Below are 22715 nucleotides of genomic sequence, written 5' to 3' on the forward strand. Positions count from 1 at the left end.
GCAAGGCCGGGCCGGGCGACCCGGCCGTCTCGATCGCGCGCGGCGCGCGCGTGCTGGGCGCGCGGTATCCGCGCTGACCCCGCCCGGGCCCCGCGGCATTGCGCCGCGCCCAGCAAAAAGCCCTGCGTCGTGAAACGCAGGGCTCTTGTTGCGGACGCGGACGGCGGCGCGCTTTACACCGAGAACGACGAACCGCAACCGCAGGTCGTGGTGGCGTTGGGGTTGCGGATCACGAACTGCGCGCCTTCGAGGTCTTCCTTGTAGTCGATCTCGGCGCCGACCAGGTACTGAAAGCTCATGGGATCGACCAGCAGCTGCACGCCGTCCTTGTCGAGCACGGTATCGTCCTCGTTCACGACTTCGTCGAAGGTGAAACCGTACTGGAAACCGGAACAGCCGCCACCCTGCACGAACACGCGCAGCTTGAGCTCGGGGTTGCCTTCTTCGGCCAGCAGGTCCTTGACCTTGGCGGCTGCCGAGTCGGTAAAGATGAGGGGAGCAGGCGGCGCGGCCTGCAGGTCGACGGTTTCGGTCACTGCATTCATGTTTGGCTCCTGGCCGGTACGGCCAAATTCGGGGAGCGGCGTCGCCGCTCGTATGGTTCCACTATAGCGCAGGCCCCGCCCGGACTCAAAGTTCGAGCTTGGCGCTGCGGGAAGCGCGCACGATGTCTCCTTCCAGCACGCTGACCGTGATGCTTTCGGGGACAAATCCCTCCGGCAGGGCCAGCACACCCTGACTGCGCTGATACTGATCGAACTGCAAGGGCATGAGGCCCGGGCCGGGCTGGCCCGCTCCCGCGGCTTCCACAGTCTGGGCGGAGCCGGCTTCGGCCGTCGCGGTTTCGCCCTTGACCTGCATGGGCTGGAGATCGACCGTGACGGTTTCTCCATGGAGCACGCCCGTGGCCTGGAAGCGCAGGGAGCCCGAGAACGGTGCGCCGGGACGCCCGCTGCGCATCAGCAGCACACGGTAGCGCAGTCCGCCGCCGGCGCGTTCGACCTCCATGCCCCGGATATCGACCGCGCCCTCCGGCCCGGGCGGCAGCAGCTGCTCATAAAAAGCGAGCTGGTCGCGCACGCGCCCGACCTCGGCTTCGCTGGCGCGCAACTGGGTTTCGAGTTCCTGCCGCGCCGCCCGTTCGATGACGAGCTCGCCATCGGCCTTGTCCAGTTGGCCGCGCGTGTAGCGCAGGGCCGCCGCTTGCTGGCGCACGGCCTCCTGCTGGGCCGCCCACTGCGAGGCGTCGAGCACGACGGCGTCCTTGGGCTTGTAGCGCTTCTGGGCATAGAAGTAGCCCCCCGCCGCGCCCAGCGCAGCCCCCAGGCACAGGCCCGCAATGAGGCGCAACGCCGCCTGGGCGGGGGGCGGGGCGAGGCGGGCTGGTCTTCGGGCATGGAAACCTGGCTGGCGGGCGGCGCGACCGAGCGGAGCGCTCAGGGCAGGATGGCAACCTGGTCCAGGCCCGTGGTTTCGGCCAGGCCGAACATGAGGTTCATGTTCTGCACGGCCTGCCCCGCCGCGCCCTTCACGAGGTTGTCCTGGACCACCATGACGATGAGCTGGTCGCCGCCGCCGGGCCGCGCAAGCGCGATGCGCAGGTTGTTCGAGGCGCGCACCGAACGCGTTTCGGGCAGGCTGCCGGCCGGCATCACGTCCACGAAAGCCTCGTCGGCGTAGCGCTGCTCGTACAGGGCCTGGAAGTCCGTGTCGCGGGCCTCGGGCAGGATGCGGGCGTACAGCGTGGAATACATGCCGCGAATCATGGGCACCAGGTGCGGCACGAAGGTCAGGCCCACCTTGCCGCCCGCAATCTTTTCGAGCTGGGCCACGATTTCCGGATGGTGGCGATGGCCCGCCACGCCGTAGGCCTTGAAATTGTCGGACGCTTCGGAGAAGAGCGAGCCCACTTCGGCCTTGCGGCCGGCGCCCGACACGCCCGACTTGCAGTCGGCGATGAGAGTCTGCGTATCGACCAGCTTCTTGCCGCCCTCGAGCAGCGGAGCCAGGCCCAGCAGCACGGTGGTGGGATAACAGCCCGGGTTGCCGATGACGCGGGCCTTGGAGATGGCCTCGCGGTTTAGTTCGACCAGCCCGTACTGCGATTCGGCCAGAATGTCGGGGCAGGTATGGGGGATCTTGTACCAGCGTTCGAATGTGGGCACGTCCTGCAGGCGGAAGTCGGCCGCCAGGTCGATGACGCGCGTGCCCGCCGCGATGAGCTCCTGAGCCTGCGCCATGGCCACGCCGTGCGGCGTGGCGAAGAACACCACGTCGCAATCCGTCAGGGTGGCTTTCTCGGGAGCCGAGAAAGCCAGCTTCACGCGGCCGCGCAGGTTCGGATACATGTCCGCCACCGGCAGGCCGTCTTCCTTGCGGGAGGTGATGGCGGTGAGTTCCACGTTGGGGTGCTGCGAGAGCAGGCGCAGCAGCTCGACGCCGGTATATCCGGTGCCGCCGACGATGCCGACCTTGATACGGGTATTCGATGCGTGTGCCATGATGAGGGGAGCTCTTCGTAGGACGAAGCTAGATTGTATCGCCCGGTCCCGGGCGCCGGGCAGGAAACAAAAGGCCGCTTTCGCGGCCTTTTTGCAGCACATTAGCGCTTGCTGAACTGCTTGCGGCGACGCGCCTTGCGGAAGCCGACCTTCTTGCGTTCGACTTCGCGGGCATCGCGGGTGACGAAGCCGGCTTGCGACAGCGCGGACTTCAGGTTGGCGTCGTAGTCGATCAGGGCGCGCGTGATGCCGTGACGGACCGCGCCGGCCTGGCCGGTTTCACCGCCGCCGTGCACGTTGACCTTGATGTCGAACGATTCGAGATGGCCGGTGAGCTCCAGCGGCTGGCGCACGACCATGCGGCCGGTTTCGCGGGCGAAGAATTCGTCGACGGGCTTGCCGTTGACGATGATCTTGCCCGTGCCCTTCTTGATGAAAACGCGGGCCACCGAGGTTTTGCGACGGCCGGTTCCGTAGTTCCAGTTACCGATCATGGCGTTTCCTTAGATATCCAGCGTCTTGGGCTGCTGGGCGGCGTGCGGGTGCTCGGCACCGGCGTACACCTTGAGTTTCTTGATCATCGCGTAGCCCAGAGGACCCTTGGGCAGCATGCCCTTGACAGCCTTCTGAATGGCGCGGCCGGGAAAACGCTCCTGCATTTTCTCGAAGTTCGTTTCGCGGATACCGCCCGGGTAGGTGGTGTGGCGGAAGTACTTCTTGTCCTTCGCCTTGGTACCGGTAACGACGATGTCGGCAGCGTTGATGATGACGATGTAATCGCCCGTGTCAACGTGCGGCGTGAATTCGGGTTTGTGCTTGCCACGCAGACGGCGTGCGACTTCGCTGGCCACACGACCGAGGACCTTGCCCTTGGCGTCGATCACAAACCAGTCACGTTGGACTTCATGCGGCTTGGCCACAAAGGTCTTCATGATGGTTCCTAGATAAAGAAGATTTTCCCTGGCCGGACAGCCCGGCCAGCGGTTTCTTTCCCCGATTCGCCTTTGCCTGGGAAATCGTGCGCGGCATCGAACGACATCGCGCGGCATTCCGGAAAAAGGGTATCGATCGGCCGATCGCCTAAGCGTTGTTATTACCCGCCCGTGCTACGGCCAGAATGAGGGAAAGCCCACAATTCTAGCACAACTGCTCAAATTTTGGGCAAGCCCTCCCAGGGGCGCCCCCCGGGGGGCTTGCCGGCTCATGCGCCCAGGTACGCTTCCAGCACCCGGGGGTGGCCGAGCAGCTCCCGGCCGGTGCCTTGCAGCGCCATGGCGCCGTTTTCGAGCACGTAGCCGTGCTGGGCAATCTTCAGCGCCTGGCGCACGTTCTGCTCCACCAGGAACAGGGTCAGGCCATCGGCATTGATGGCGCGCAGCGAGCGGAAGATTTCCTGCACCACGATGGGCGCCAGGCCCATGGAAGGCTCGTCGAGCAGCAGCAGGCGCGGCTTGGCCATGAGGGCCCGGCCGATGGCCAGCATCTGCTGCTCGCCGCCCGACAGGTTGCCCGCCATGCCCCCTATGCGTTCCTTCAGGCGCGGGAACAGGTTGAACACGTATTCCAGGTCGGCGCTCACGTTGCCCAGCCCGCGGCGGTAGGCGCCCAGCTCCAGGTTCTCCTGCACCGTCATGGTGGTGAGGATGGCGCGGCCTTCCGGCACCTGCACGATGCCGCGCGCCACGAGCTGGTGGGGCGGCAGGTTGGTGATGTCTTCGCCTTCGAAGAGAATGCGTCCGCGCGCCTTGGGCAGCAGGCCCGACAGGGCCAGCAGCGTGGTCGACTTGCCCGCGCCGTTGGCGCCCACCAGGGCGGTGATCTCCCCGGCGTTCAGGTCCAGGTCTATGCCGCGCACGGCTTCGATGTGGCCATAGTTGACTTCGAGGCCACGGACTTCCAGCATGGCGCTCATGGCCGAGCCTCCGCTTGTTCGGGTTCGTCGTCGTCCTCGCGGCCCAGGTAGGCTTCGATGACCTGTTCGTTGTTGCGGATCTCCTCGGGGCCGCCGCAGGCGATGATCTTGCCGAAGTTCAGCACCGCGATACGCTCGCACAGCCCCATGACGAAGCGCATGTCGTGCTCGATCATGAGGATGGTGTAGCCGCGGTCGCGGATGGCGAGAATCTCGCGCATGAGCTCCGTGCGCTCGCCGGTGTTCATGCCGGCCACGGGCTCGTCCAGCAGAAGCAGCCGGGGCTCGGTGGCCAGCGCGCGCGCCAGCTCGAGGCGGCGCTGCTCGCCGTACGAGAGGTTGTCGGCCAGGTCGTTGGCCTTGTGGTCGAGCCGCATCCAGGTGAGCAGCTCGTGGGCGCGGTCGCGCGCGCGGCGCTCGTGCTCGCGGAAGGCCGGCAGGCCGAGCAGCAGGCCCGGAAAGCCGTAGTTCATGTGCCGGTAGGCGCCCACCACCACGTTCTCCAGCAGCGTCATCTCCTTGAAGAGGCGGATGTTCTGGAACGTGCGGGCGATGCCCAGCCGGGTGATCTGGTGTGGCCGCTTGCGCAGCAGGCTTTCGCCGTTGAACGTGATCTCGCCGCCGCTGGGCGGCAGCAGGCCGGTGATCAGGTTGAACACCGTGGTCTTGCCCGCGCCGTTGGGGCCGATGAGGCCGAAAATGGCGCCTTCCGGCACCGACAGGTTCACGTCATGCAGCACGTGCAGGCCGCCGAAGCGCTTGGAAACGGAGGTCAGCTCAAGCATGGCGCTTGCCTCCCTGACGCATCCAGCGCTTGAAACGCGCCGGATCCCAGATGCCTTGCGGCAGGAACAACACGATCACGACCAGGATCACTCCGTTGATGACCAGGCGGAAATCCGCGAAGCCGCGCAGGACTTCGGGCAGCACGGTAATGATGAAGCTGCCGATCACGGGCCCCGCCAGGCCGCCGATGCCGCCCAGGATGGCCATGGTCAGGATTTCGACGCCGCGGTCGAAGCCATATTCGTTGGGACCGATGAAGAAGGTGAGGTGCGCGTTGAGCGCGCCCGCCAGCCCGGCGATCGCCGCGCCGGCCACGAAGGCCAGCATCTTGTTGGCGCGCACGTCGATGCCCATCAGGCCGGCGGCCGTCTCGTCGCCGCGAATGGCGTCAAAGGCGCGGCCCACCTTGGAAACGCGCACGCGCCACAGCACGAACAGCACGATTGCCACCGCCAGCACCACGTGCCACCACTGGGTGATCTGCGGAATGCCATTGAGGCCCAGCGCGCCGCCGGTGAGGGACTCGGTGTTGAGGATGGTGACGCGCACGACCTCGCCGAAGCCCAGGGTGGCCATGGCCAGGTAGACGCCCGACAGCCGCAGGGTGGGCAGGCCGATGAGCAGCGCCACCAGCGCGGGAGCCGCCATGCCGCCGGCCAGCGCCACGGAGAACGGCATTTCGTAATTCATGGTGAGAAGCGCCGCCGTGTAGGCGCCGATTCCCATGAAGGCCGCGTTGGCCATGGCCAGCATGCCGCAGGCCAGCGTCAGCCAGATGGAAAGGGCCAGGAGGGCGTTGGTGCCCAGGGTGAGCACCAGGTTGCCGTAGATGGCCCAGAAGTTTTCGAATCCGCTCATCGGTTATGCCTTGCGTTGAACCACTTTGCCGAACAGCCCCTGCGGACGCACCAGCAGGATCAGGAACAGCAGCCCGAATGCAACCGCGTCGCGCATGGTGGAGCCGATGTACGCCACCGACAGCACCTCGGCAAAGCCCAGGAACAGGCCGCCCAGCATGCGCCGCGGATGTCGCCCATGCCGCCCAGGATGATGACGGCGATGCCCTTGTGCAGCATGGGCTGCCCCATGAGCGGGAAGAGCGCGTTGGAATACAGGCCGATGAGCACGCCGGCCACGCCGCCCAGGGCGGCGGCGGCGAAGGAAGTAGTGACGAAGAGCCGCTCGACGTTGATGCCCAGCAGCCAGGCTGCCTTGGGCGATTCGGCGATGGCGCGCAGCGCGCGGCCGAACTGGGTGCGGCGCATGACGAACATGAGCACGGCCATGAGGGCGAAGGACAGGAAGATGATGCCCAGCTCGATGACGGTGAGGTGCAGGCCCGCGACTTCGATGATCTCTTCCGGCACGGTGCCGTGCGGAAAACGCAGGTTGGCCGCGCCGAAGATCCCCTGCGCGGCGTTGTTCAGGATGATGCCCACGCCGATGGTGGCGATCATGGGAATCAGGTGCGGCGCGTTGCGCTTGCGCAGCGGTTTGAGCACCAGGTAGTCGATGACGACGCCCGCCAGGCCGGCCACGAAGAAGGCCGCGACCAGCGCGCCCCACAGGGGCAGGCCGAGCTGGGTCACCACGACCAGGGCCGCGTAGGCGCCGACCATGAATACCGCGCCGTGCGCCAGGTTGATCACCCCGAGCACGCCGAAGACCAGCGTGAAGCCCAGCGCGAAGAGGGCGTATACACAGCCCAGCGACAAGGCATTGACGAATTGTTGTTCCAACATGATGGGACGTTCCAAATCTGACTGAAGAATCGCCACGCAGCGCCCCCGCGCGCTCGCCGCCCTCCCCGCGAAGGGCATGGCTGTTGTTCTCGGACGGCCCCTGGGGCGAAAGGCGCTCCGCGCGGCGCGGGAGCGCCCTCAAGCGTCAGGGGCGGCCCTGCCGCAAAACGCTTGCGGCCGTCATGGGGCCGCAAGGCGGTGCCGCGCGGGACGCGGACGGCTTACTTCTCGATGACGTACTTGCCGTCCTTGGTGACGCTGACGATCGGGGCCTGGTCGGCGTCGTAGCCGGCCGGCTTGCCGGCGCGGTCCTTGGCCTGGCGGAACTTGAACGGGCCGGTGGCGCCGGTCCACTGCACCGAGGGCAGCGCGTCGCGCAGGGCGGCGCGGTCCTTGGCCAGGGCGCCGGTGAGCTTGGTGTTCTTCAGCGCCTGGGCCACGATGTGCATGGCGTCGTAGGACTGCGCCGAGAACTGGTCGGGCGCGGCGCCGAACTTGGCCTTGTAGGCGTCGATGAACTTCACGTTCTCGGGCGACTTGTTCTCGATGGACCACGGGCTGCCGATCCAGAGGTTGTTCGACGCGCCGCCGGGGGCCAGGTCGAAGATCTTGACCGAGTTCATGCCGTTGCCGCCGATGACGGGCACGTTGATGCCGAGCTGGCGGGCCTGCACCATGATGGGCGCGCCTTCGGCCAGCAGCGCCGAGAGCACGATGGCGTCGGGGTTGGTGCCCTTGATCTTGGTGAGCTGGGCCTTGAAGTCCACGTCGCCCTTGGCGAAGGTTTCGGTGGTGGTGACCGGGATCTTCTGGTCTTCCAGGGCCTTCTTGAAGTTGTCGTAGCCGCTCTTGGTGAAGACGTCGTCATTGCCGTAGAGCACGGCGACGTTCTTCAGGCCGGTCTTGGCCTTGACGGTGGCGATGGTGGCCGGCAGCACATCGGCCTCGGTGACCGAGTTGCGGAACACGTAGTTGCCGATGGAGGTGATGCCGTCGGCGGTGTTGGAGGTGCCGAAGACCACGGTCTTGGCGGCCTGGGCGATGGGGTCGGCGGCCTGGGCCGAGTTCGACAGCGTGGGGCCGAACACCATCAGCACGTTGTCCTTGAAGATCAGCTTCTTGAAGACGTTGATGGCTTCTTCTTTCTTGCCCTGCTCGTCTTCGATCACCAGCACGATCTTGTTGCCGTTGATGCCGCCCGCGGCGTTGATTTCATCGGCGGCCAGCTGGAAGCCGTTGCGGATCGACGCGCCGTATTGCGCGGCGCCGCCGGACAGGGCCTCGGCCACGCCGAGCTTGATGTCGGCCGCGTGGGCAGCCGGGACGACGCCGGCGGCGATCAGCGCGGCCAGCAGCTTCTTGGTCTTCGATTGCATGGTTGATACCACCCTAAAGTCTGTCTCGGAATATTGGAATCCAGGCGGGCATGCCGCCGGATTTGACGTCGGATGGCGCCTAAAGCCGCCACGTTCGCGCGTCAAGACCCGGGATATTACTCCTTTGTATCAGGCCGAAACTCGAATGCCATTCAACAAAAGGCATGAAACCGCCCATTTTTTTGTAAAAAAACGGGGTCTACCCGCAAAAACCCCGACTTCTCGCCGAATGCCATTCGGCATCCGGCCCCTCCTCAGCCGCGGCCGGACAGCGCCACGCCCAGATACTGCTCGTAAGCCCCCTGGGTGAGACGCAGCCAGGGCATGGCGGCGTCGCGAAAACCCATGTAATTGTCGTGAATCGCCTTGAACCCCGGCTGCTTCGCGGCCATTTCCTGATAGGCCGCCTGGGCCGCGTCGAACGCGGCGTCCAGGACGGAGCGCGGATAGGCGCGCACCAGGGCGCCGCCAGCCGACAGGCCGGCCAGCGCCTGGGGATTGCGGGCCGCGTACCGCGTCGTGGTGGCCGCGTGCGCCGCCCGGGCGGCCGATTCCACCATCGACTGATAGTTCTTGGGCAGCTTGCTCCAGGCCTCTTCGTTGATATAGAGCGACATCTGCTCGCCGGGCGCCCACCAGGCCGGCGCGTAGTAATACTTGGCTACGTTGTTCAGGCCGCGCAGGCCGTCGTCGTAGGGCCCGGCCCCGGCCACCGCCTGCAGGCCCTCTTTTTCGGCCGCCTGGGCCAGCTCGTCGTCCGGCGTCTGCACGGGCGCCGCGCCCAGGCGCTTCCAGATGTCGGCGGCCAGGCCGCCGGCCCGGATCTTGAGGTCCTTGAGGTCGGATTCGCGCCGGATTTCCTTGCGGAACCAGCCGCCCATCTGCGGGCCCGTGTTTCCGAGCGGGAAATTGACGATCTTCAGCGGCTTGAACAGCTCGCGCGTCAGGCGCAGGCCGTCGCCCTCGTACATCCAGGCGTCCATCTGGGCCGCGTCCAGGCCGAAGGGCGCGGCGGCGTCGAACAGGAACGCGGGATTCGCGCCGTAGAGCGCGAGCGAGGAGCCATGGCCGCAATCGGCCTTGCGCGCGGCGACTGCCTCCACCAGCCCGGAGGCCGGGGCGAGCTCGCCCTCGGGATAATGGCGGATGCCGAACTTGCCGCCAGTGGCCTCGGAAACGTATTTGCAGAAAAGCTCGCCGGCGCCGAAGCGCAGGTCCAGCTTCTGGGGAAAGCCCGAGGCCATGCGCCAGTTGAGCGAGGGCATGTCCTGCGCCAGCGCGGGCGCGCCCAGCGCGGCGCCGGCCGCCGCCGCGCCGACTCCCGCCTGCTTCAAGAATGAACGTCGTTGCATGTCGATGCTCCTGCGCCGCCGGGATGCGGCGCGGCGTATCCGCCGGATATTACACGTTGCGTCTTGCCCGATCGCTACAGGAATTCCCGGGCGACGGCGGCATCAGGCCCCGGCGACCGCCATCTGCTCGATCAGGATGGAACCCGTGGTCTTGGTGCCGCGCGAGATGGCGTCCGCGCCCACCGCCACGATCTGCTTGAACATTTCCGCCAGGTTGCCGGCGATGGTGACTTCCTGAACCGCGTGCTGGATCACGCCATTCTCGACCCAGTAGCCGAAAGCGCCGCGGGAGTAATCGCCCGTCACGTAGTTGACGCCCTGGCCGATGAGCTCGGTGACCAGGAAACCGGTGCCCATCTTGCGCAGCATGGCCTCGAAATCGTCACCGGGCCTGGTGAGCGTGGAAGAGAACGCCAGGTTGTGCGAGCCGCCGGCATTGCCCGTGGTGGCCATGCCCAGCTTGCGCGCGGTGTACGAAGACAGGAAATAGCCCTGCAGCACGCCGTCGGCCACCACGTGGCGCTTGCGCGTGCGCACGCCTTCGTCGTCGAAGGGCGAGCTGCCCATGGCGCCGCGGATGTGCGGGTCTTCGGTAAGGTTGATGTGGCCCGGGAAGATGGGCTTGCCCAGCGCGTCGAGCAGGAAGCTGGCCTTGCGGTAGAGCGCCCCGCCGTTGGCGGCCTGGGTCAGCGCGCCCACCAGGCCCAGGGCCAGCGGCGCCTCGAAGAGCACGGGAAACTTGCCCGTGCGGATGCGGCGCGCCGACAGGCGCGAGAGCGTGCGTTCGGCGGCATAGCGGCCCACCGCCTCGGGCGAGGCCAGGCGGGCGGGATCGCGCTCGGAGGTGTACCAGTAGTCGCGCTGCATGTTGTCGCCGCGGCCGCGATGGGCGCCACCGACAGGCTGTGCCGCGAATAGGGGTAGCCGCCCAGGAAGCCGCGCGTGTTGCCCATGACGAACTGGCCTTCGTAGGTGTTCACGGTGGCGCCGTCGGTGTTGGTGATGCGCGCGTCCACCTCGCGCGCCGCGCGTTCGGCGCGCAGGCCCAGCTCGATGGCTTCCTCGGTGGAAATGTTCCAGGCGTGGTGCAGATCCAGGTCGGGGAACTCGGTGGCGAGCTGGTCGGCGTCGGGCAGGCCGGCGGCCGGATCGGCGGCGGTGTGGCGGGCGATGTGCCAGGCCGCCTCGACCGTCTGGCGCAGCGCGGCCTCGGAGAAATCGGAGGTGGAGGCCGAGCCGCGGCTCTGGCCGGCGTAGACCGTCAGGTCCAGCGCGCGGTCGCGCGTCTGCTCGACCGTCTCGACGTCGTTCTTGCGCACCGAGACAGACAACCCCAGGCTTTCCGAGACCTCCGCGGCGGCGTCGGAGGCGCCGATCCGGCGCGCGTATTCGAGGGTTTGCTGCACGAGCTCGGAAAAGCGCGCGTGATTGGCCGCCAGCGGCAGGGAAGAGGAGGTTTTAACCATTGCTGTCCAGTTTGCAGAGACGGTTATCATAGCCAAGTCTGTCATTGCGCAGTTTTCCATGAATTCCCACACCGAAGAAGAACCCGCCGGCGACGGCTACGACGAGAACGGCTACGACCGCCCGAGCAAGTCGCAGATCAAGCGCGAGATGCACGCCCTGCTCGACCTGGGCAAGCAGCTCGTGGAACTTTCGCCCGAGCGGCTGAAGCAGTTGCCGCTGCAAGAGCGCCTGTACGAGGCCATCCGGCTCGCCCAGCGCACCACCAGCCGCGAAGGACGCCGGCGCCAGATCCATTTCGTGGGCAAGCTGATGCGGGAGGCTCCCGCCGACGAGATCCGCGCCCAGCTCGACGTCTGGGCCCGGGGCTCGCGCGAGGAAACCGCCGCCATGCACCGGCTGGAAACCCTGCGCGACCGCCTGCTGTCCGACGACGACGCGCTCACCCGCCTGCTTGCCGACCACCCCGAGGCCGAGGCCCAGCACTTGCGCTCGGTGATCCGCGCCGCGCGCAAGGAGCAGGCGGCCAACGCCGCGCTGCTGCCCGGCCAGGAGCCGCAGAAAAAGCATTACCGCGCCCTCTTCCAGGCCCTGAAAGCCCTCGAATCCTGATTCCCATGACCGCTCCCGCCGACCTGCTCGACTGCATCGAGATCGAAACCGCGCCCAATCCCACGCACGCCGTCATCTGGCTGCACGGCCTGGGCGCCGACGGCAACGATTTCGTGCCCATCGTGCCCGAACTGCGGCTGCCGGCCGGGGCGGCGGTGCGCTTCGTGTTTCCGAACGCTCCCGTGCAGCCCGTGACGATCAACAACGGCATGGCGATGCGGTCCTGGTATGACATCCTCGTCATGGACCTGGTGCGGGTCGAGGACGGCCAGGGCATACGGCGCTCGGAGGCCGAGGTCCGCAAACTGATCGCCCGGGAAAACGCGCGCGGCATCCGCACCTCGCGCATCGTGCTGGCCGGCTTCTCGCAGGGCTGCGCCATGACGCTGCACACCGGCCTGCGGCTGCCCGAGCAACTGGCGGGCATGATCGGGCTGTCGGGCTACCTGCCCCTGATCGACACGGCCGAGGCCGAACGCCATGCCGCCAACGCGGGCACCCCCATCTTCCTCGCCCACGGCCTGTACGACCCGGTGGTGCCCCTGGCGCGCGCCAAGGCCACGCTGGCCGAACTGCAGCGCCTGGGCTGCGACGTGAGCTGGCACACCTATCCCATGCCCCATTCGGTGTGCGCCGAGGAAGTGGCCGACATCTCGGCCTTCCTGGGACGCGTGCTGGGCTGAACGCCCCGCCGATTCACGCGGACGCGCGGATGCGCGGGTTCCGTGCCGCCCGCGGCGGCTCGGCCAGCTGCGCTCGGCCTTTTTCGCATTTTGGTATACCAACTGGTATTCCAGCCTCGCATTCTCCTTGCTCGGCTTCTTGATTTCCATAGAGAAAAACGCCAATGGGAAATTGCTTGTCGCCGGTTTGTATTGAATATAGTATTCGATCCATGCTGTAACGCCCCGGGATGCCAGGGCCTGTTGTTGTAGTCGATTGCCCCTTTGGCCAATATGCGCCGGGTTTCGGCGCTCGCTCATCCACAGGAGAAAATCCCGTGAAGCCCCTGTCTCGCCTGGCCGCCCTGGCGGCCGTCGCCCTCGTGGCCGTATCCGGCGCCAGCCGCGCCGAAGCCCTCAATCCTCCCGTGAAGGTGCGCTACGAAGAGGTCGTGCGCTCCATCCTGTACGTTCCCAAGTACGTCGCGCTGTCGCAAGGCTATTTCAAGGACGCCGGCCTGGACGTGTCCATGAAGACCTCGCAGGGCACCGACAAGGGCATGACCGCCCTGCTGTCGGGCAGCGCCGACATCGTGCTCATCGGGCCCGAGGCCTCCATCTACGTGCAGAACAGCGAATCGCCGGTCAAACCCAAGATCTTCGCCGGGCTCACCGCCACCGACGGCTTTTTCCTGCTGTCGCGCAAGCCGATGGAGAAATTCGACTGGAGCATGCTCAAGGGCAAGGAGATCATCGGCTTTCGGCCCGGGTCCAACCCCATCGTCTTCCTGGAAACCGCGCTGCGCAAGCATGGCGTGGACCCGCAGAAAGACGTAAAGCTGCTGAACAACATCGGCATACCGGCGCGCGCCGGCGCGTGGATGGCGGGACAGGGCGAGTACGGCATTTTCCTGGAGCCCGAGGCCGGCGAACTGGTGCGCAACGGCAAGGGCTACATCGTGGCATCCATCGGCCACGAAGTGGGCCCGGTGGACTACACCGTGTTCACCGCGACCGACAAGTACATCCGCGACAACCCCAAGGTCATCCAGGCCTGGACGGATGCGGTGGCCCGCGCCGAGAAGTACGTGAACGACACGCCGGCCGACAAGCTGGCGCCGCAGATCATGAGCTTTTTCCCGGGCATGGACGAGAAGGCCGTCGCCGAGGCCATCGAACGCTACAAGAAATACCAGATCTGGAAATCCACGCCGCTCGTGACGGCGCAGGCCATCAACCAGCTGCAGGACATGCTGGTGGCCAGCTCCGTCATGAAGGACAGCGCCCGCGTGAAATACGAGGACGTGGTGGTGCCCGATTTCGCCCGGAAGGTGCAATGATGGGGGCCGCCGTCCACAGCCTCAAGCCGGCGGCCGCGCCGGCCAAGGTCGAGCTGCGCGAGGTCTGTCTGAGCTACTTCACGCCGGAAGGCGAAACCGAGGCGCTTTCCAATGTGTCGTTCTCCCTGGCGCCGGGCGAATTCGTCAGCCTCATCGGGCAGAGCGGCTGCGGCAAGAGCACGCTGCTGTCGCTGATCGCCGGGCTGATCCCGCCCACCTCGGGCGCGGTCATGATCGACGGCCAGCCCGTCGTCAAGCCGAATCCGCGCATCGGCTACATGCTGCAGCAGGATTACCTGTTCGAATGGCGCACCATCCTGGACAACGTCATGCTGGGCGCGGAGATCCAGGGCCGGCGCGATGCGCGCAGCGAGGCGCGCGCCGTGCACCTGCTGGAGAAATGCGGGCTGGGCGCGTTCCTGTCGCACACGCCGCGCCAGCTCTCCGGCGGCATGCGCCAGCGCGCCGCGCTGGCGCGCGCTCGCTGGTCACCGAGCCCGACGTGATCCTGCTGGACGAGCCTTTTTCCGCGCTGGACTCGCAAACCCGGCTGGCGATTTCCGACGAAGTGGTGGACATCCTGCGCCGCGAAGGCAAGACGGTGGTGCTGGTGACCCACGACATCGGCGAGGCCATCGCCATGACCGACCGCGTCATCGTGCTGTCGCGCCGTCCGGGCCGGCTCAAGAGCCAGTACCGCATCCATTACGAAGGGGCGGCCCGCCCCACGCCGTTCCAGGCCCGTTCCCGCCCGGAGTTCAACACCTATTTCACGCAGCTCTGGGACGAGCTGGACGTACACGTGGAGGGCTGAGCCATGAATACCGCCGCCAACACCGTGCCGCTGCGCCCCGTGCGCGCGCCCAGCGAGAAGTACCTGGCCTACCTGCGGCGCGACCGCGCGCGCCGGCGCAACATCCGGATCGCCCAGGCGCTGCTGCTGGTGCTGTTTCTGTGCGCATGGGAAATCCTGCCGCGCATGCACGTCCTCAATCCGCTGCTCACCAGCTATCCGAGCGCGCTGTGGCCGACCTTCGTCGAGTTGTGGAAGAACGGCAACCTGGCGCATCACATCGCCACCACCGTGTCGGCCACGGTGGTCGGGTTCTGTCTCAGCATGGCCATCGGCATCGTGGTGGCCGCCGCGCTGTGGTGGTCCGATTTTCTCTACAAGGTGCTCGACCCGTTCCTGGTCGTGGCCAACGCCATGCCCAAGATCGCCTTCGTGCCCATCTTCTACCTCTGGCTGGGCTCGGACTACGCGGTGTACGGCATGGCCGTGGCCATCGCCGTGTTCGTCACCATCATGGTGGTGTACGCCGGTTTTCGCGGCATCGACCTGAACAAGGTGAAGCTCGCCCACACCTTCGGCGCCAGCCGCTGGCAGGTGCTGACCAAGGTGGTGCTGCCCGGCAGCGTGCCCACGCTGATCGCGGCCGTGAAGATGAACATCGGACTCGCGCTCGTGGGCGTGATCGTGGGCGAGTTCCAGTCGGCCGATTCGGGGCTGGGCTTCCTCATCATGAACGGCAGCCAGGTCTTCAAGCTCAACATCGTCATGACGGCCATCGCCGTGCTGGCGCTGATCTCCAGCCTGATGTACCTGGCCATCTATCGCATCGAGGCCGCGGTGGCGCGGCGCTACGGATAAGGAGCGGCCATGGAATTCCCCCAATGGGTGCAGGACCGCGTGATCGCGCGCCAGGGCCGCCTGCATCCCTACGATGACCTGCCCGGCCCGCGCACGGCCGTGGTGGTGGTGGACATGCAGCGCTACTTCACGCTGCCCGGCTACCAGGGCGAATGCGCGAGCGCCCGCGCCATCGTCGAGCCGATCAACCGCCTGTGCGCGGCCGTGCGCGTGCCGGCGGCCACCGTGGTCTGGGTGCAGACCGCCTCGGACAACGCGGACGCGTTCTGGTCGCATCACCACGGCGTGATGCTGACGCCCCGAGCGCAGCCGCAGGCGGCTGGAAACGCTGCGCCGCGACTCCCCGGGGTTCGGGCTGCACGACGACCTGCGCACGGAAGACGGCGACCTGCGCGTGGTCAAGCGCTTCTACAGCGCCATGGCGCCCGGCTCCTCGGAGCTGGAGCCGCTGCTGCGCGGCCGGGGCGTGGACACGCTGCTGATCGCCGGCACGGTAACCAACGTCTGCTGCGAGTCCACCGCGCGCGACGCCATGATGCGCGATTTCCGCACCATCATGATCGACGACGCGCTGGCCGCCGTGACGCAGGCCGAGCATGAGCATGCCCTGTACGGCTGGATGCTGTTCTTCGGCGACGTGCTGTCGGTGGACGAGGCCGCGGCGCGGCTGCGCCCGGCCCGGCCGCAGCGCCGCACGGCTTAGGGCGCGTCAGCCTCGGGCCACGCCTCCCCCGATTCCGCGGCCCGCCTCAGGCCAGGTTCAGCCAGACCCGCCGCATGGTCGGGTCTTCGGGGTCCGGGTCGTTGGTGAAGCCCAGGCGCGTCATGAGCGAGAGCATGGGCCGGTTGGAGGACAGCACCAGGCCGTCGATGTACTCCAGGCCCTGCTCGCGCGCGGCGTCGATCAGCGCCGTCATGAGCTGGCGGCCCAGGCCGCGCCGCTGCCAGTCGTCGCCGATGACCAGGGCGTACTCGGCGCCCCGGCCGTCCGGGTTGCGCAGATAGTGGGCAAAGCCCACCAGCACCTCGTGCGGGTGGCCCCGGTTGGCCGGATTGGGCATCTGCGTGGCCGCCACCAGCGCCAGTTCGCGGTGGTAGTCCACCTGCGTGTAGCGCGACAGCATGCGCGGCGTCAGCTCGCGCATCATGGACACGAAGCGCATGTAGCGCGAACGCTCCGACAGGTTGCGGATGAAAGCCTGCAGCGGCTCCGCGTCTTCGGGCCGGATCGGGCGCAGCACCCAGGGCATGCCGTCGGCGAAGCGGCGCACCTGCACCAGCCGCGCCGGATACGGATGGATGGCCATGTGCGGGTAGCCCGAGGTCTGCGGCGACTCGCAGCCCGGCGTGTCGGTGAGCACGAGCCGCAGCCCGCCCGCGCGCAGGTGGGCCTCGCCCGCATAGAGCGGATCGATGTCCAGGGACTCGATGTCGGGCATTTCCGAAACCATTTCCGACACCAGCACCAGCGCCTGCTGCAAGGCTTCCGCCGCGAGGTGCCCGATGCGCGGCGCCAGCACGCGGCGCCACAGCCGGCTGCGCACCACGATCTGGCGCGCCAGGAAGCCGTTGAGCGGCGGCAGGTCGATGCCGCGGTCGGCCGGCGACAGTTCGGCGTCGGGGCCGCCCGCGCCGAAGCGGATCACCGGGCCGAACTGCGGGTCGCGCCGCACGCGGATCGCCATGGGGGCGCGACTCCGGCTCGCCCGGCGTAACCGACGCGGGCAAGCTCGGTCAGCGCACGTTGAACAGCCCGAGCAGCCGACGGATCTCGCCGTGGTTGAGCTCGCGCCGGCCCTCGGCGCGCACGGCGGCCAGCATGTCGCGCGCGGCGGACAGGTCCGGCACGTGGGTGGGCGGCTCGGGCGGCTGGGTCTGCAGCAGCAGCTGCTGGTTGTAATAGTGCGTGGCCAGCACGCCGAAGGCGTCGGCGGCGGACTCGGGCGTGCGAAAGGCCGGCGTGCCGGCGTCGTCCAGCATGCGGCGCAGCGGCCGCATGCCCGCGTCTCCCATGAAGCAGGTGACCACCGGCTTGCGGGCCTTGGGCGCGATCTGCGCCAGCTCGCTGGCCACCGCGTGCATGTCGGCCAGGGCATCGGGCGCCAACAGCACCAACACCCCGTCCACCCCCGAATCGTCCAGCACCACGTCCAGGATGGCGCGGATGCGCTCGGGCGTGAGCAGGGGTATAGGTGATGACGGGGTTGGCCACGGGCGGCGTCCGGCTTTGCATGGGATGCGGACTACAGTCCGATCGACCAGCGGGTATTCGCCCACATTCCGGAAGACNCGCAGCCCAGGCCCGCCTCGTGCTGGGCACGCCCTGGGCGCGGGTGGTGCTCCTGACGGTATTCATCGAAGGGCTGCTGGTCTTCGGCGCGCTGGCCTTCGCGCCGTCCTACCTGCATGCGCGCTTCGGCATCTCGCTGACGGCGGCGGGCGCGCTGGTGGCGGTATACGCCGTGGGCGGGCTGCTCTATACACTGGTGGCCGGGCGGGTGCTCCGGCTGCTGGGCGAGCGCGGGCTGGCGGTGTCGGGCGGGCTGGTGCTGGGCCTGGCGTTCCTGTCGTATCTGCTGGGCCCGGTCTGGGCATGGAGCCTGCTTGCCAGCATGCTTGCCGGTTTCGGCTATTACCTGCTGCACGCCACGCTGCAGACCAACGCCACGCAAATGGTGCCCTCGGCCCGCGGCACGGCGGTGGCCTGGTTCGCCTCGTGCCTGTTCATGGGGCAGGCGGCCGGCGTGGCGCTGGCGGGGTCGTGGTGGACAGCGTGGGCGTGGCCGCGCTGTTCGGCGGCTCGGCCGCCATGTTGCCGCTGCTGGGCGCGGGTTTTGCGCGGGCGGCCAAGCGCCGCGCGGCGCCGGCGTGTCTGAGGCGGCCAGGCCCGGCGCGCCAGGCAGCGGGGCCGGGGCCCGTCGGCGCTTACCGGGAGCCCTGCGCGGCCTCCAGGCGCGCCAGCACGGTTTCCTTGCCCAGCAGGGCCAGGCACGGCGTCGACCGCCGGCGTCTGCGCCTGGCCGGTGACGGCCACGCGAGCGGGATGCCGAGCTGCGGCACTTCAGGCCGCGGTCGGCCCAGCATCGGCCTTGATGAGGGCGGAAAGCTCTCGCGGCGTCCAGTCGGCGTCGCGCGCCCGCGCGGCGAAGTCGGCCAGCGCCTCGCGCGCGCGCTCGGCGAGGTGGCTGGGCGGCCAGCTCGGGCGAGGCGGGCTTGAACTCCCCGCAGAAGAGCATGGCGCCGTCGGCGAGCTGCTCCCAGCGTTTCGGCGCGGTCTTTCAGCAGCGCCATCACGCCCGGCAGATCGGTCTTTTCGGCCTGAGCCGCCGCGCGCGGCGATGCGGCGCGCCACCCGGCGGGCCAGCTCGGCCGGGTCCATCTGCTTGATGTAGTGGGCGTTGACCCAGTTCAGCTTCTTGGGGTCCCACTGCGAAGCCGACTTGGACAGGTGGCGGGTGTCGAACCACTCCACCAGCTGCTCGCGGCTGAAGATCTCGTCGTCGCCGTGGCTCCAGCCCAGGCGGGCCAGGTAGTTGATCATGGCCTCGGGCAGATAGCCTTCGCGGTCGTATTCCATGACGTTGACCGCGCCGTGGCGCTTGGACAGCTTCTCGCCATCCGGGCCCAGGATCATGGGCACGTGGCCGTATTCCGGCAGCGTGGCTCCCAGCGCGCGCAGGATGTTGATCTGGCGGGGCGTGTTGTTGACGTGGTCGTCGCCGCGCAGCACGTGGGTGATGCCCATGTCCCAGTCGTCGACCACCACGCAGAAGTTGTAGGTGGGAGTGCCGTCCGGGCGCGCGATGATGAGGTCGTCCAGTTCGCCGTTGTCGAAGCTGATGGGGCCCTTGACCAGGTCGTTCCAGGCCGTGGCGCCGGTCTGGGGGTTCTTGAAGCGCACCACGGGCTTGCGGCCTTCCGGGACGGGGGGCAGCGTCTTGCCGGGCTCGGGGCGCCAGGTGCCGTCGTAGCGCGGCTTGCTCGCCGTGCGCGCGCGCGGCCTCGCGCATGGCCTCGACTTCCTCGGGCGTGCTGTAGCAGTGGTAGGCCGTGCCGGCCGCCAGCATCTGCGCGATGACTTCGCGGTAGCGGTCCATGCGCTGCATCTGGTAGAAGGGGCCTTCGTCGGGCTGCATGCCCAGCCAGTCCATGCTGTCCAGAATGGCCTGCACCGCCTCCGGGGTGGAGCGCTCCACGTCGGTGTCTTCGATGCGCAGCACGAAGGTGCCCTGGTGATGGCGGGCGAAAGCCCACGAGAAGAGGGCGGTGCGCGCGCCGCCCAGGTGCAGGAAGCCGGTGGGCGACGGGGCGAAACGGGTGCGGACGGGAGAAGAAGCGTTGGCTGTCATGGCGGCGGAATCGGCGGCCGGGGCTGGCCTTGGACGGAAACCCGAGGCAAGCCCACGGCGGGGTTGTCTTGTTACGATGGGGGGTATTTTAGATTAGGGCCCGGCGCCCGCCATTTCCATGCTGCGACACGCACTCGCTCCCCTGTTCGAACCCCGTTCGCTGGTGATCGTCGCCGACCGGCCGCTGCCGGCCGAAAGCTCGCTCTCGCCGTCGCTGCAGGCCCGGACCACCGTGGTCCGCTGCGAGGTGGGGGCGGCGCCCGAGCTGCCCGGTTCGCTGTCGGGCCTGGGCGCGGGCGAACGTCCGGACCTGGCCCTGGTCTGCGTTTCCCCGGCCGTGCTGCCCCGAGACGCTGCGCAGGCTGGCGCCCGTGGCTCCGCGCGCGGTCATCCTGCTGCGCACGGAGATTCCCGATCCCTACCCGCGCGGCACGCTGGCGCTGTGCCGCGCCTGGGCCGAGGAAAACCGCTGCGAACTGCTGGGCCCGCGCTCGTTCGGCGCGCAGCGTCCGCGGTGCCGGGCTCAACCTCAGCCAGCACCCGGTGCTGGCCCGTTCGGGCCGGGTGGCGTTGCTGGCGCAGTCGCGTTCCATCATGGCCGCCGTGATGGACTGGGCCGAGGACGTGCACATCGGTTTTTCCACCGCGGTGTCGCTGGGCGACGAGGCCGTGGTGGGCCTGGCGCAGGTGCTGGACTACCTGGCGAGCGATCCCCGCACCGACAGCATCGTGCTCTACCTCGAAGACGTGGGGCCGGCGCGCGAGTTCATGAGCGCGCTGCGCGCGGCGGCCAGCGTCAAGCCCGTCATCGTGCTCAAGCCGGCGCTGATGCGGATCTGGCCCGCGCTGTCTTCGCAGATCGTGATCGTCATGCTGGGCTCGGCGGTGTGCTCGCAGATCGCCGCCGAGGACCTGACTTTCGCGGCCAACTTCATCCAGTCGCGCAGTTTCCGCGCCTTCGAGGTGTATTTCGCCGCCACGGGCATTTACCTGGCGCTGGCGGTGCTGCTGCGCATGGCGCTGCGCCTGGCGGGCCGGCGGCTTTTCGGCAGGCCGGCGCCATGATCGAGTTCTCGCTGTGGGACATCGTGCGCAATCTGCTGCTGGCGCCGCGCTGGACGGTGGCGCTGTCGCTGGTGGCGTTCGCCGGCGGCGCGGTCGCGGGGCTGCTGGTGCTGATGCTGCGCACCTCGCGCGCGCGCGCTGGCGCGGCTGGCATGGTGCTATATCGAACTGTTCCAGGGCACGCCGCTGCTCATGCAGTTGTTCCTGGCGTTTTTCGGGCTGTCGCTGGCGGGCGTGGAGGTGCCGCCGTGGCTTGCCGCCAGCGCGGCGCTCACGCTGTGGTCGGGCGCGTACCTGGCCGAGATCTGGCGCGGCTGCGTGGAGGCCGTGCCCAGGGGGCAATGGGAAGCCTCGGCCAGCCTGGCCCTGGGATACCTGCAGCAAATGCGCTACGTGGTGCTGCCGCAGGCGCTGCGCATCGCCGTGGCGCCGACGGTGGGCTTTGCGGTGCAGATCGTCAAGAGCACCGCGCTGGCCTCGATCATCGGCTTTACCGAGTTGTCCAAGGCCAGCACCATCGTCACCAACGCCACGTTCCGCCCGTTTACCGTCTATGCCTGCGCCGCGCTGATCTATTTCGCGCTGTGCTGGCCCCTCTCACGCCTCAGCCTGCGGCTGGAAAGGAAGTTGCATGCCCCTCATCGCTCTTGAAGACGTCCGCAAACGCTACGGCGACAACGAAGTGCTCAAGGGTGTGACCCTGCGCGTGGAGCGCGGCGAAGTCATCGCCATCATCGGCAAGAGCGGGTCGGGCAAGAGCACGCTGCTGCGCTGTATCAACGGCCTGGAGCAGATCGACGGCGGCGCCATCATGGTGGCCGACGCGCAGCTCGGCGACGACGAGCTGCGCCTGCGGGCGCTGCGGCTGAAAGTGGGCATGATCTTCCAGCAGTTCAACCTGTTCCCGCATCTCACGGTGGGGCGCAACGTGATGCTCTCGCCCATGGTGGCCAAGCGCATGCCGCAGGCCGAGGCCGAAGCCCTGGCGCGCGCCATGCTGGAGCGCGTGGGACTGGCGCACAAGTTCGACGCCTGGCCCGCACCAGCTCTCGGGCGGCCAGCAGCAGCGCGTGGCCATCGCCCGCGCGCTGGCCATGCAGCCGCTGGCGCTGCTGTGCGACGAGATCACTTCCGCGCTTGACCCGGAGCTGGTCAACGAAGTGCTGGCCGTGGTGCGCGAACTCGCCGCCGACGGCATGACGCTGCTCATGGTCACGCATGAAATGCGCTTCGCGCGCGAGGTGTGCGACCGCGTCGTCTTCATGCACCTGGGCCGCGTGCACGAAATGGGGCCGCCCGGCGAGCTGTTCTCCGCGCCGCAAACGGAAGAGCTCCGGCAGTTCCTGGGCCTCAGCGGCTGAAGCCGCGCGCGGCGATCTCCCACACGTCCGCCACCACGCCGTCCTTCACCACCACCAGGCCGTCGTGCAGGTTGAAGGTGGGGTCGACGTGCGACGGCACCAGCTTCAGCACGCTGCCCAGCGCGGGCGCGGCGGCGCCCGGTTCGACGCGCACGACGCTGTGGCGTCGTTGACGGCCACGCACGTCAGGCCCGGCGCGCCGAACACGGGCGGGCGGGCCGCATTCGGCGCTGGCGGACTTCAGCCCCGCGTCCAGGATCACGCGGTCCGGCGCACGGCGTGCTCATCACGGTGGCCAGCAGGAACAGGCTGTTCCGGAACGCCAGCGGCCCGCCCCACTCGTTGGCGCCGTAATCGACGTCCATGAAGGCATAGGAGCCGGCCTGCAATTCGGTGTAGACGCCGCTGGCCGCATCGAACTCCGCGCTGCCCGTGCCGCCGCCGGTGACGGTGTCGCAGGCGCTGCCGCTTTCCCCGCAGCAGTTGCTGGTACGAAGCCGCGGCGCACGGCGGCCTGGCGGCAGACGCTGGCGCGCACGGCG

General features: G+C 68.1%; 17 protein-coding genes and 10 pseudogenes. 10 read left to right on the forward strand and 17 right to left on the reverse strand.

What is annotated here, in order from left to right; all coding sequences use genetic code 11:
* Positions 1-173: 173 nt before the first annotated feature.
* From erpA to pmbA, 12 genes and pseudogenes are all read right to left on the reverse strand, one after another.
* Entirely contained in the window at positions 174-545 is a 372-nt protein-coding gene (gene erpA / locus AD428_RS08850; RefSeq protein WP_053244905.1) for an iron-sulfur cluster insertion protein ErpA, read from the reverse strand.
* Positions 546-630: 85 nt separating this feature from the next.
* On the reverse strand, positions 631-1350 hold the full coding sequence (locus tag AD428_RS08855) for a DUF6776 family protein (RefSeq protein ID WP_053244906.1): 720 nt from the start codon (positions 1348-1350) through the stop codon (positions 631-633).
* Positions 1351-1436: 86 nt separating this feature from the next.
* Positions 1437-2501 carry an N-acetyl-gamma-glutamyl-phosphate reductase gene (gene argC, locus AD428_RS08860; protein ID WP_053244907.1) on the reverse strand — a complete coding sequence of 355 codons (1065 nt, stop codon included), beginning with the start codon at positions 2499-2501 and terminating at the stop codon, positions 1437-1439.
* Positions 2502-2602: 101 nt separating this feature from the next.
* Entirely contained in the window at positions 2603-2995 is a 393-nt protein-coding gene (rpsI, locus tag AD428_RS08865) for a 30S ribosomal protein S9 (RefSeq protein ID WP_053244908.1), read from the reverse strand.
* Positions 2996-3004: 9 nt separating this feature from the next.
* Complete coding sequence (rplM, locus tag AD428_RS08870; RefSeq protein WP_053244909.1) at positions 3005-3433, reverse strand: 50S ribosomal protein L13; 429 nt, start codon at positions 3431-3433, stop codon at positions 3005-3007.
* Positions 3434-3702: 269 nt separating this feature from the next.
* Entirely contained in the window at positions 3703-4413 is a 711-nt protein-coding gene (locus AD428_RS08875) for an ABC transporter ATP-binding protein (RefSeq protein ID WP_053244910.1), read from the reverse strand.
* Positions 4410-5198 (reverse strand): ABC transporter ATP-binding protein, encoded by a 789-nt coding sequence (locus tag AD428_RS08880; protein ID WP_053244911.1) that lies wholly within the window; start codon positions 5196-5198, stop codon positions 4410-4412. The genes AD428_RS08875 and AD428_RS08880 overlap by 4 nt, the downstream gene beginning before the upstream one ends.
* Positions 5191-6057 (reverse strand): branched-chain amino acid ABC transporter permease, encoded by an 867-nt coding sequence (locus AD428_RS08885; protein ID WP_053244912.1) that lies wholly within the window; start codon positions 6055-6057, stop codon positions 5191-5193. The genes AD428_RS08880 and AD428_RS08885 overlap by 8 nt, the downstream gene beginning before the upstream one ends.
* A 3-nt stretch (positions 6058-6060) precedes the next feature.
* Positions 6061-6941: pseudogene (locus tag AD428_RS08890) on the reverse strand (branched-chain amino acid ABC transporter permease).
* Between the two features lie 221 nt (positions 6942-7162).
* Complete coding sequence (locus AD428_RS08895) at positions 7163-8317, reverse strand: ABC transporter substrate-binding protein (RefSeq protein ID WP_053244913.1); 1155 nt, start codon at positions 8315-8317, stop codon at positions 7163-7165.
* Between the two features lie 254 nt (positions 8318-8571).
* Positions 8572-9669, reverse strand: coding sequence for a TRAP transporter substrate-binding protein (locus AD428_RS08900; RefSeq protein WP_053244914.1), 1098 nt, complete (start codon positions 9667-9669; stop codon positions 8572-8574).
* Positions 9670-9771: 102 nt separating this feature from the next.
* Positions 9772-11135: pseudogene (pmbA, locus tag AD428_RS08905) on the reverse strand (metalloprotease PmbA).
* A 58-nt stretch (positions 11136-11193) separates the two neighbouring features.
* Here pmbA and yjgA point away from each other — a divergent pair.
* The 6 genes and pseudogenes from yjgA to AD428_RS08935 all read left to right on the forward strand — a co-directional run bounded on the left by yjgA (position 11194) and on the right by AD428_RS08935 (position 16101).
* Positions 11194-11745 carry a ribosome biogenesis factor YjgA gene (yjgA, locus tag AD428_RS08910; RefSeq protein WP_053244915.1) on the forward strand — a complete coding sequence of 184 codons (552 nt, stop codon included), beginning with the start codon at positions 11194-11196 and terminating at the stop codon, positions 11743-11745.
* 5 nt (positions 11746-11750) lie between these two features.
* Positions 11751-12428, forward strand: coding sequence for an alpha/beta hydrolase (locus AD428_RS08915; RefSeq protein WP_053244916.1), 678 nt, complete (start codon positions 11751-11753; stop codon positions 12426-12428).
* Positions 12429-12745: 317 nt separating this feature from the next.
* The gene (locus AD428_RS08920; protein ID WP_053244917.1) at positions 12746-13747 is read left to right on the forward strand and encodes an ABC transporter substrate-binding protein; all 1002 of its coding nucleotides are present in this window, start codon (positions 12746-12748) and stop codon (positions 13745-13747) included.
* A pseudogene (locus tag AD428_RS08925) lies at positions 13747-14561 on the forward strand (ABC transporter ATP-binding protein). The gene AD428_RS08920 and the pseudogene AD428_RS08925 overlap by 1 nt, the downstream one beginning before the upstream one ends.
* 3 nt (positions 14562-14564) lie before the next feature.
* Positions 14565-15398: an ABC transporter permease gene (locus AD428_RS08930; RefSeq protein WP_053244918.1), complete on the forward strand. Its 834-nt coding sequence runs from the start codon at positions 14565-14567 to the stop codon at positions 15396-15398.
* Between the two features lie 9 nt (positions 15399-15407).
* A pseudogene (locus AD428_RS08935) lies at positions 15408-16101 on the forward strand (isochorismatase family protein).
* Positions 16102-16147: 46 nt separating this feature from the next.
* Here AD428_RS08935 and AD428_RS29390 read toward each other — a convergent pair.
* Both AD428_RS29390 and AD428_RS29395 read right to left on the reverse strand, forming a co-directional pair.
* Complete coding sequence (locus tag AD428_RS29390) at positions 16148-17083, reverse strand: GNAT family N-acetyltransferase (RefSeq protein WP_369798725.1); 936 nt, start codon at positions 17081-17083, stop codon at positions 16148-16150.
* Between the two features lie 49 nt (positions 17084-17132).
* A pseudogene (locus AD428_RS29395) lies at positions 17133-17687 on the reverse strand (hypothetical protein); the annotation flags it as partial.
* Between the two features lies 1 nt (position 17688).
* On the opposite strand from AD428_RS29395, the pseudogene AD428_RS08945 reads away from it, so the two are divergent.
* Positions 17689-18261: pseudogene (locus AD428_RS08945) on the forward strand (MFS transporter); the annotation flags it as partial.
* Between the two features lie 62 nt (positions 18262-18323).
* Here AD428_RS08945 and gltX read toward each other — a convergent pair.
* Positions 18324-19747, reverse strand: a pseudogene (gene gltX / locus AD428_RS08950) (glutamate--tRNA ligase).
* A gap of 543 nt (positions 19748-20290) precedes the next feature.
* Between gltX and AD428_RS27665 the strand changes: the two are divergent.
* From AD428_RS27665 to AD428_RS08965, 3 genes and pseudogenes are all read left to right on the forward strand, one after another.
* Positions 20291-20812 (forward strand): hypothetical protein, encoded by a 522-nt coding sequence (locus tag AD428_RS27665; RefSeq protein WP_053244919.1) that lies wholly within the window; start codon positions 20291-20293, stop codon positions 20810-20812.
* Positions 20809-21463 (forward strand): annotated as a pseudogene (locus AD428_RS08960) (amino acid ABC transporter permease). The gene AD428_RS27665 and the pseudogene AD428_RS08960 overlap by 4 nt, the downstream one beginning before the upstream one ends.
* Positions 21444-22173, forward strand: a pseudogene (locus AD428_RS08965) (amino acid ABC transporter ATP-binding protein). Before AD428_RS08960 ends, AD428_RS08965 begins: the two co-directional pseudogenes overlap by 20 nt.
* Here AD428_RS08965 and AD428_RS29400 read toward each other — a convergent pair.
* Complete coding sequence (locus AD428_RS29400) at positions 22163-22435, reverse strand: hypothetical protein (RefSeq protein WP_369798726.1); 273 nt, start codon at positions 22433-22435, stop codon at positions 22163-22165. The pseudogene AD428_RS08965 and the gene AD428_RS29400 overlap by 11 nt on opposite strands.
* Positions 22359-22715: pseudogene (locus tag AD428_RS29405) on the reverse strand (hypothetical protein); the annotation flags it as partial. The pseudogene AD428_RS29405 and the gene AD428_RS29400, both read right to left, overlap by 77 nt.

This window comes from Achromobacter sp. DMS1 (genome assembly GCF_001270295.1).

Excerpts from the sequence above, each read along its gene's own strand:
- erpA (WP_053244905.1), bottom strand. The coding sequence starts at position 545 with ATGAATGCAGTGACCGAAACCGTCGACCTGCAGGCCGCGCCGCCTGCT.
- argC (WP_053244907.1), bottom strand. The coding sequence starts at position 2,501 with ATGGCACACGCATCGAATACCCGTATCAAGGTCGGCATCGTCGGCGGC.
- rpsI (WP_053244908.1), bottom strand. The coding sequence starts at position 2,995 with ATGATCGGTAACTGGAACTACGGAACCGGCCGTCGCAAAACCTCGGTG.
- rplM (WP_053244909.1), bottom strand. The coding sequence starts at position 3,433 with ATGAAGACCTTTGTGGCCAAGCCGCATGAAGTCCAACGTGACTGGTTT.
- AD428_RS08875 (WP_053244910.1), bottom strand. The coding sequence starts at position 4,413 with ATGAGCGCCATGCTGGAAGTCCGTGGCCTCGAAGTCAACTATGGCCAC.
- AD428_RS08880 (WP_053244911.1), bottom strand. The coding sequence starts at position 5,198 with ATGCTTGAGCTGACCTCCGTTTCCAAGCGCTTCGGCGGCCTGCACGTG.
- AD428_RS08885 (WP_053244912.1), bottom strand. The coding sequence starts at position 6,057 with ATGAGCGGATTCGAAAACTTCTGGGCCATCTACGGCAACCTGGTGCTC.
- AD428_RS08895 (WP_053244913.1), bottom strand. The coding sequence starts at position 8,317 with ATGCAATCGAAGACCAAGAAGCTGCTGGCCGCGCTGATCGCCGCCGGC.
- AD428_RS08900 (WP_053244914.1), bottom strand. The coding sequence starts at position 9,669 with ATGCAACGACGTTCATTCTTGAAGCAGGCGGGAGTCGGCGCGGCGGCG.
- yjgA (WP_053244915.1), top strand. The coding sequence starts at position 11,194 with ATGAATTCCCACACCGAAGAAGAACCCGCCGGCGACGGCTACGACGAG.
- AD428_RS08915 (WP_053244916.1), top strand. The coding sequence starts at position 11,751 with ATGACCGCTCCCGCCGACCTGCTCGACTGCATCGAGATCGAAACCGCG.
- AD428_RS08930 (WP_053244918.1), top strand. The coding sequence starts at position 14,565 with ATGAATACCGCCGCCAACACCGTGCCGCTGCGCCCCGTGCGCGCGCCC.
- AD428_RS29390 (WP_369798725.1), bottom strand. The coding sequence starts at position 17,083 with ATGGCGATCCGCGTGCGGCGCGACCCGCAGTTCGGCCCGGTGATCCGC.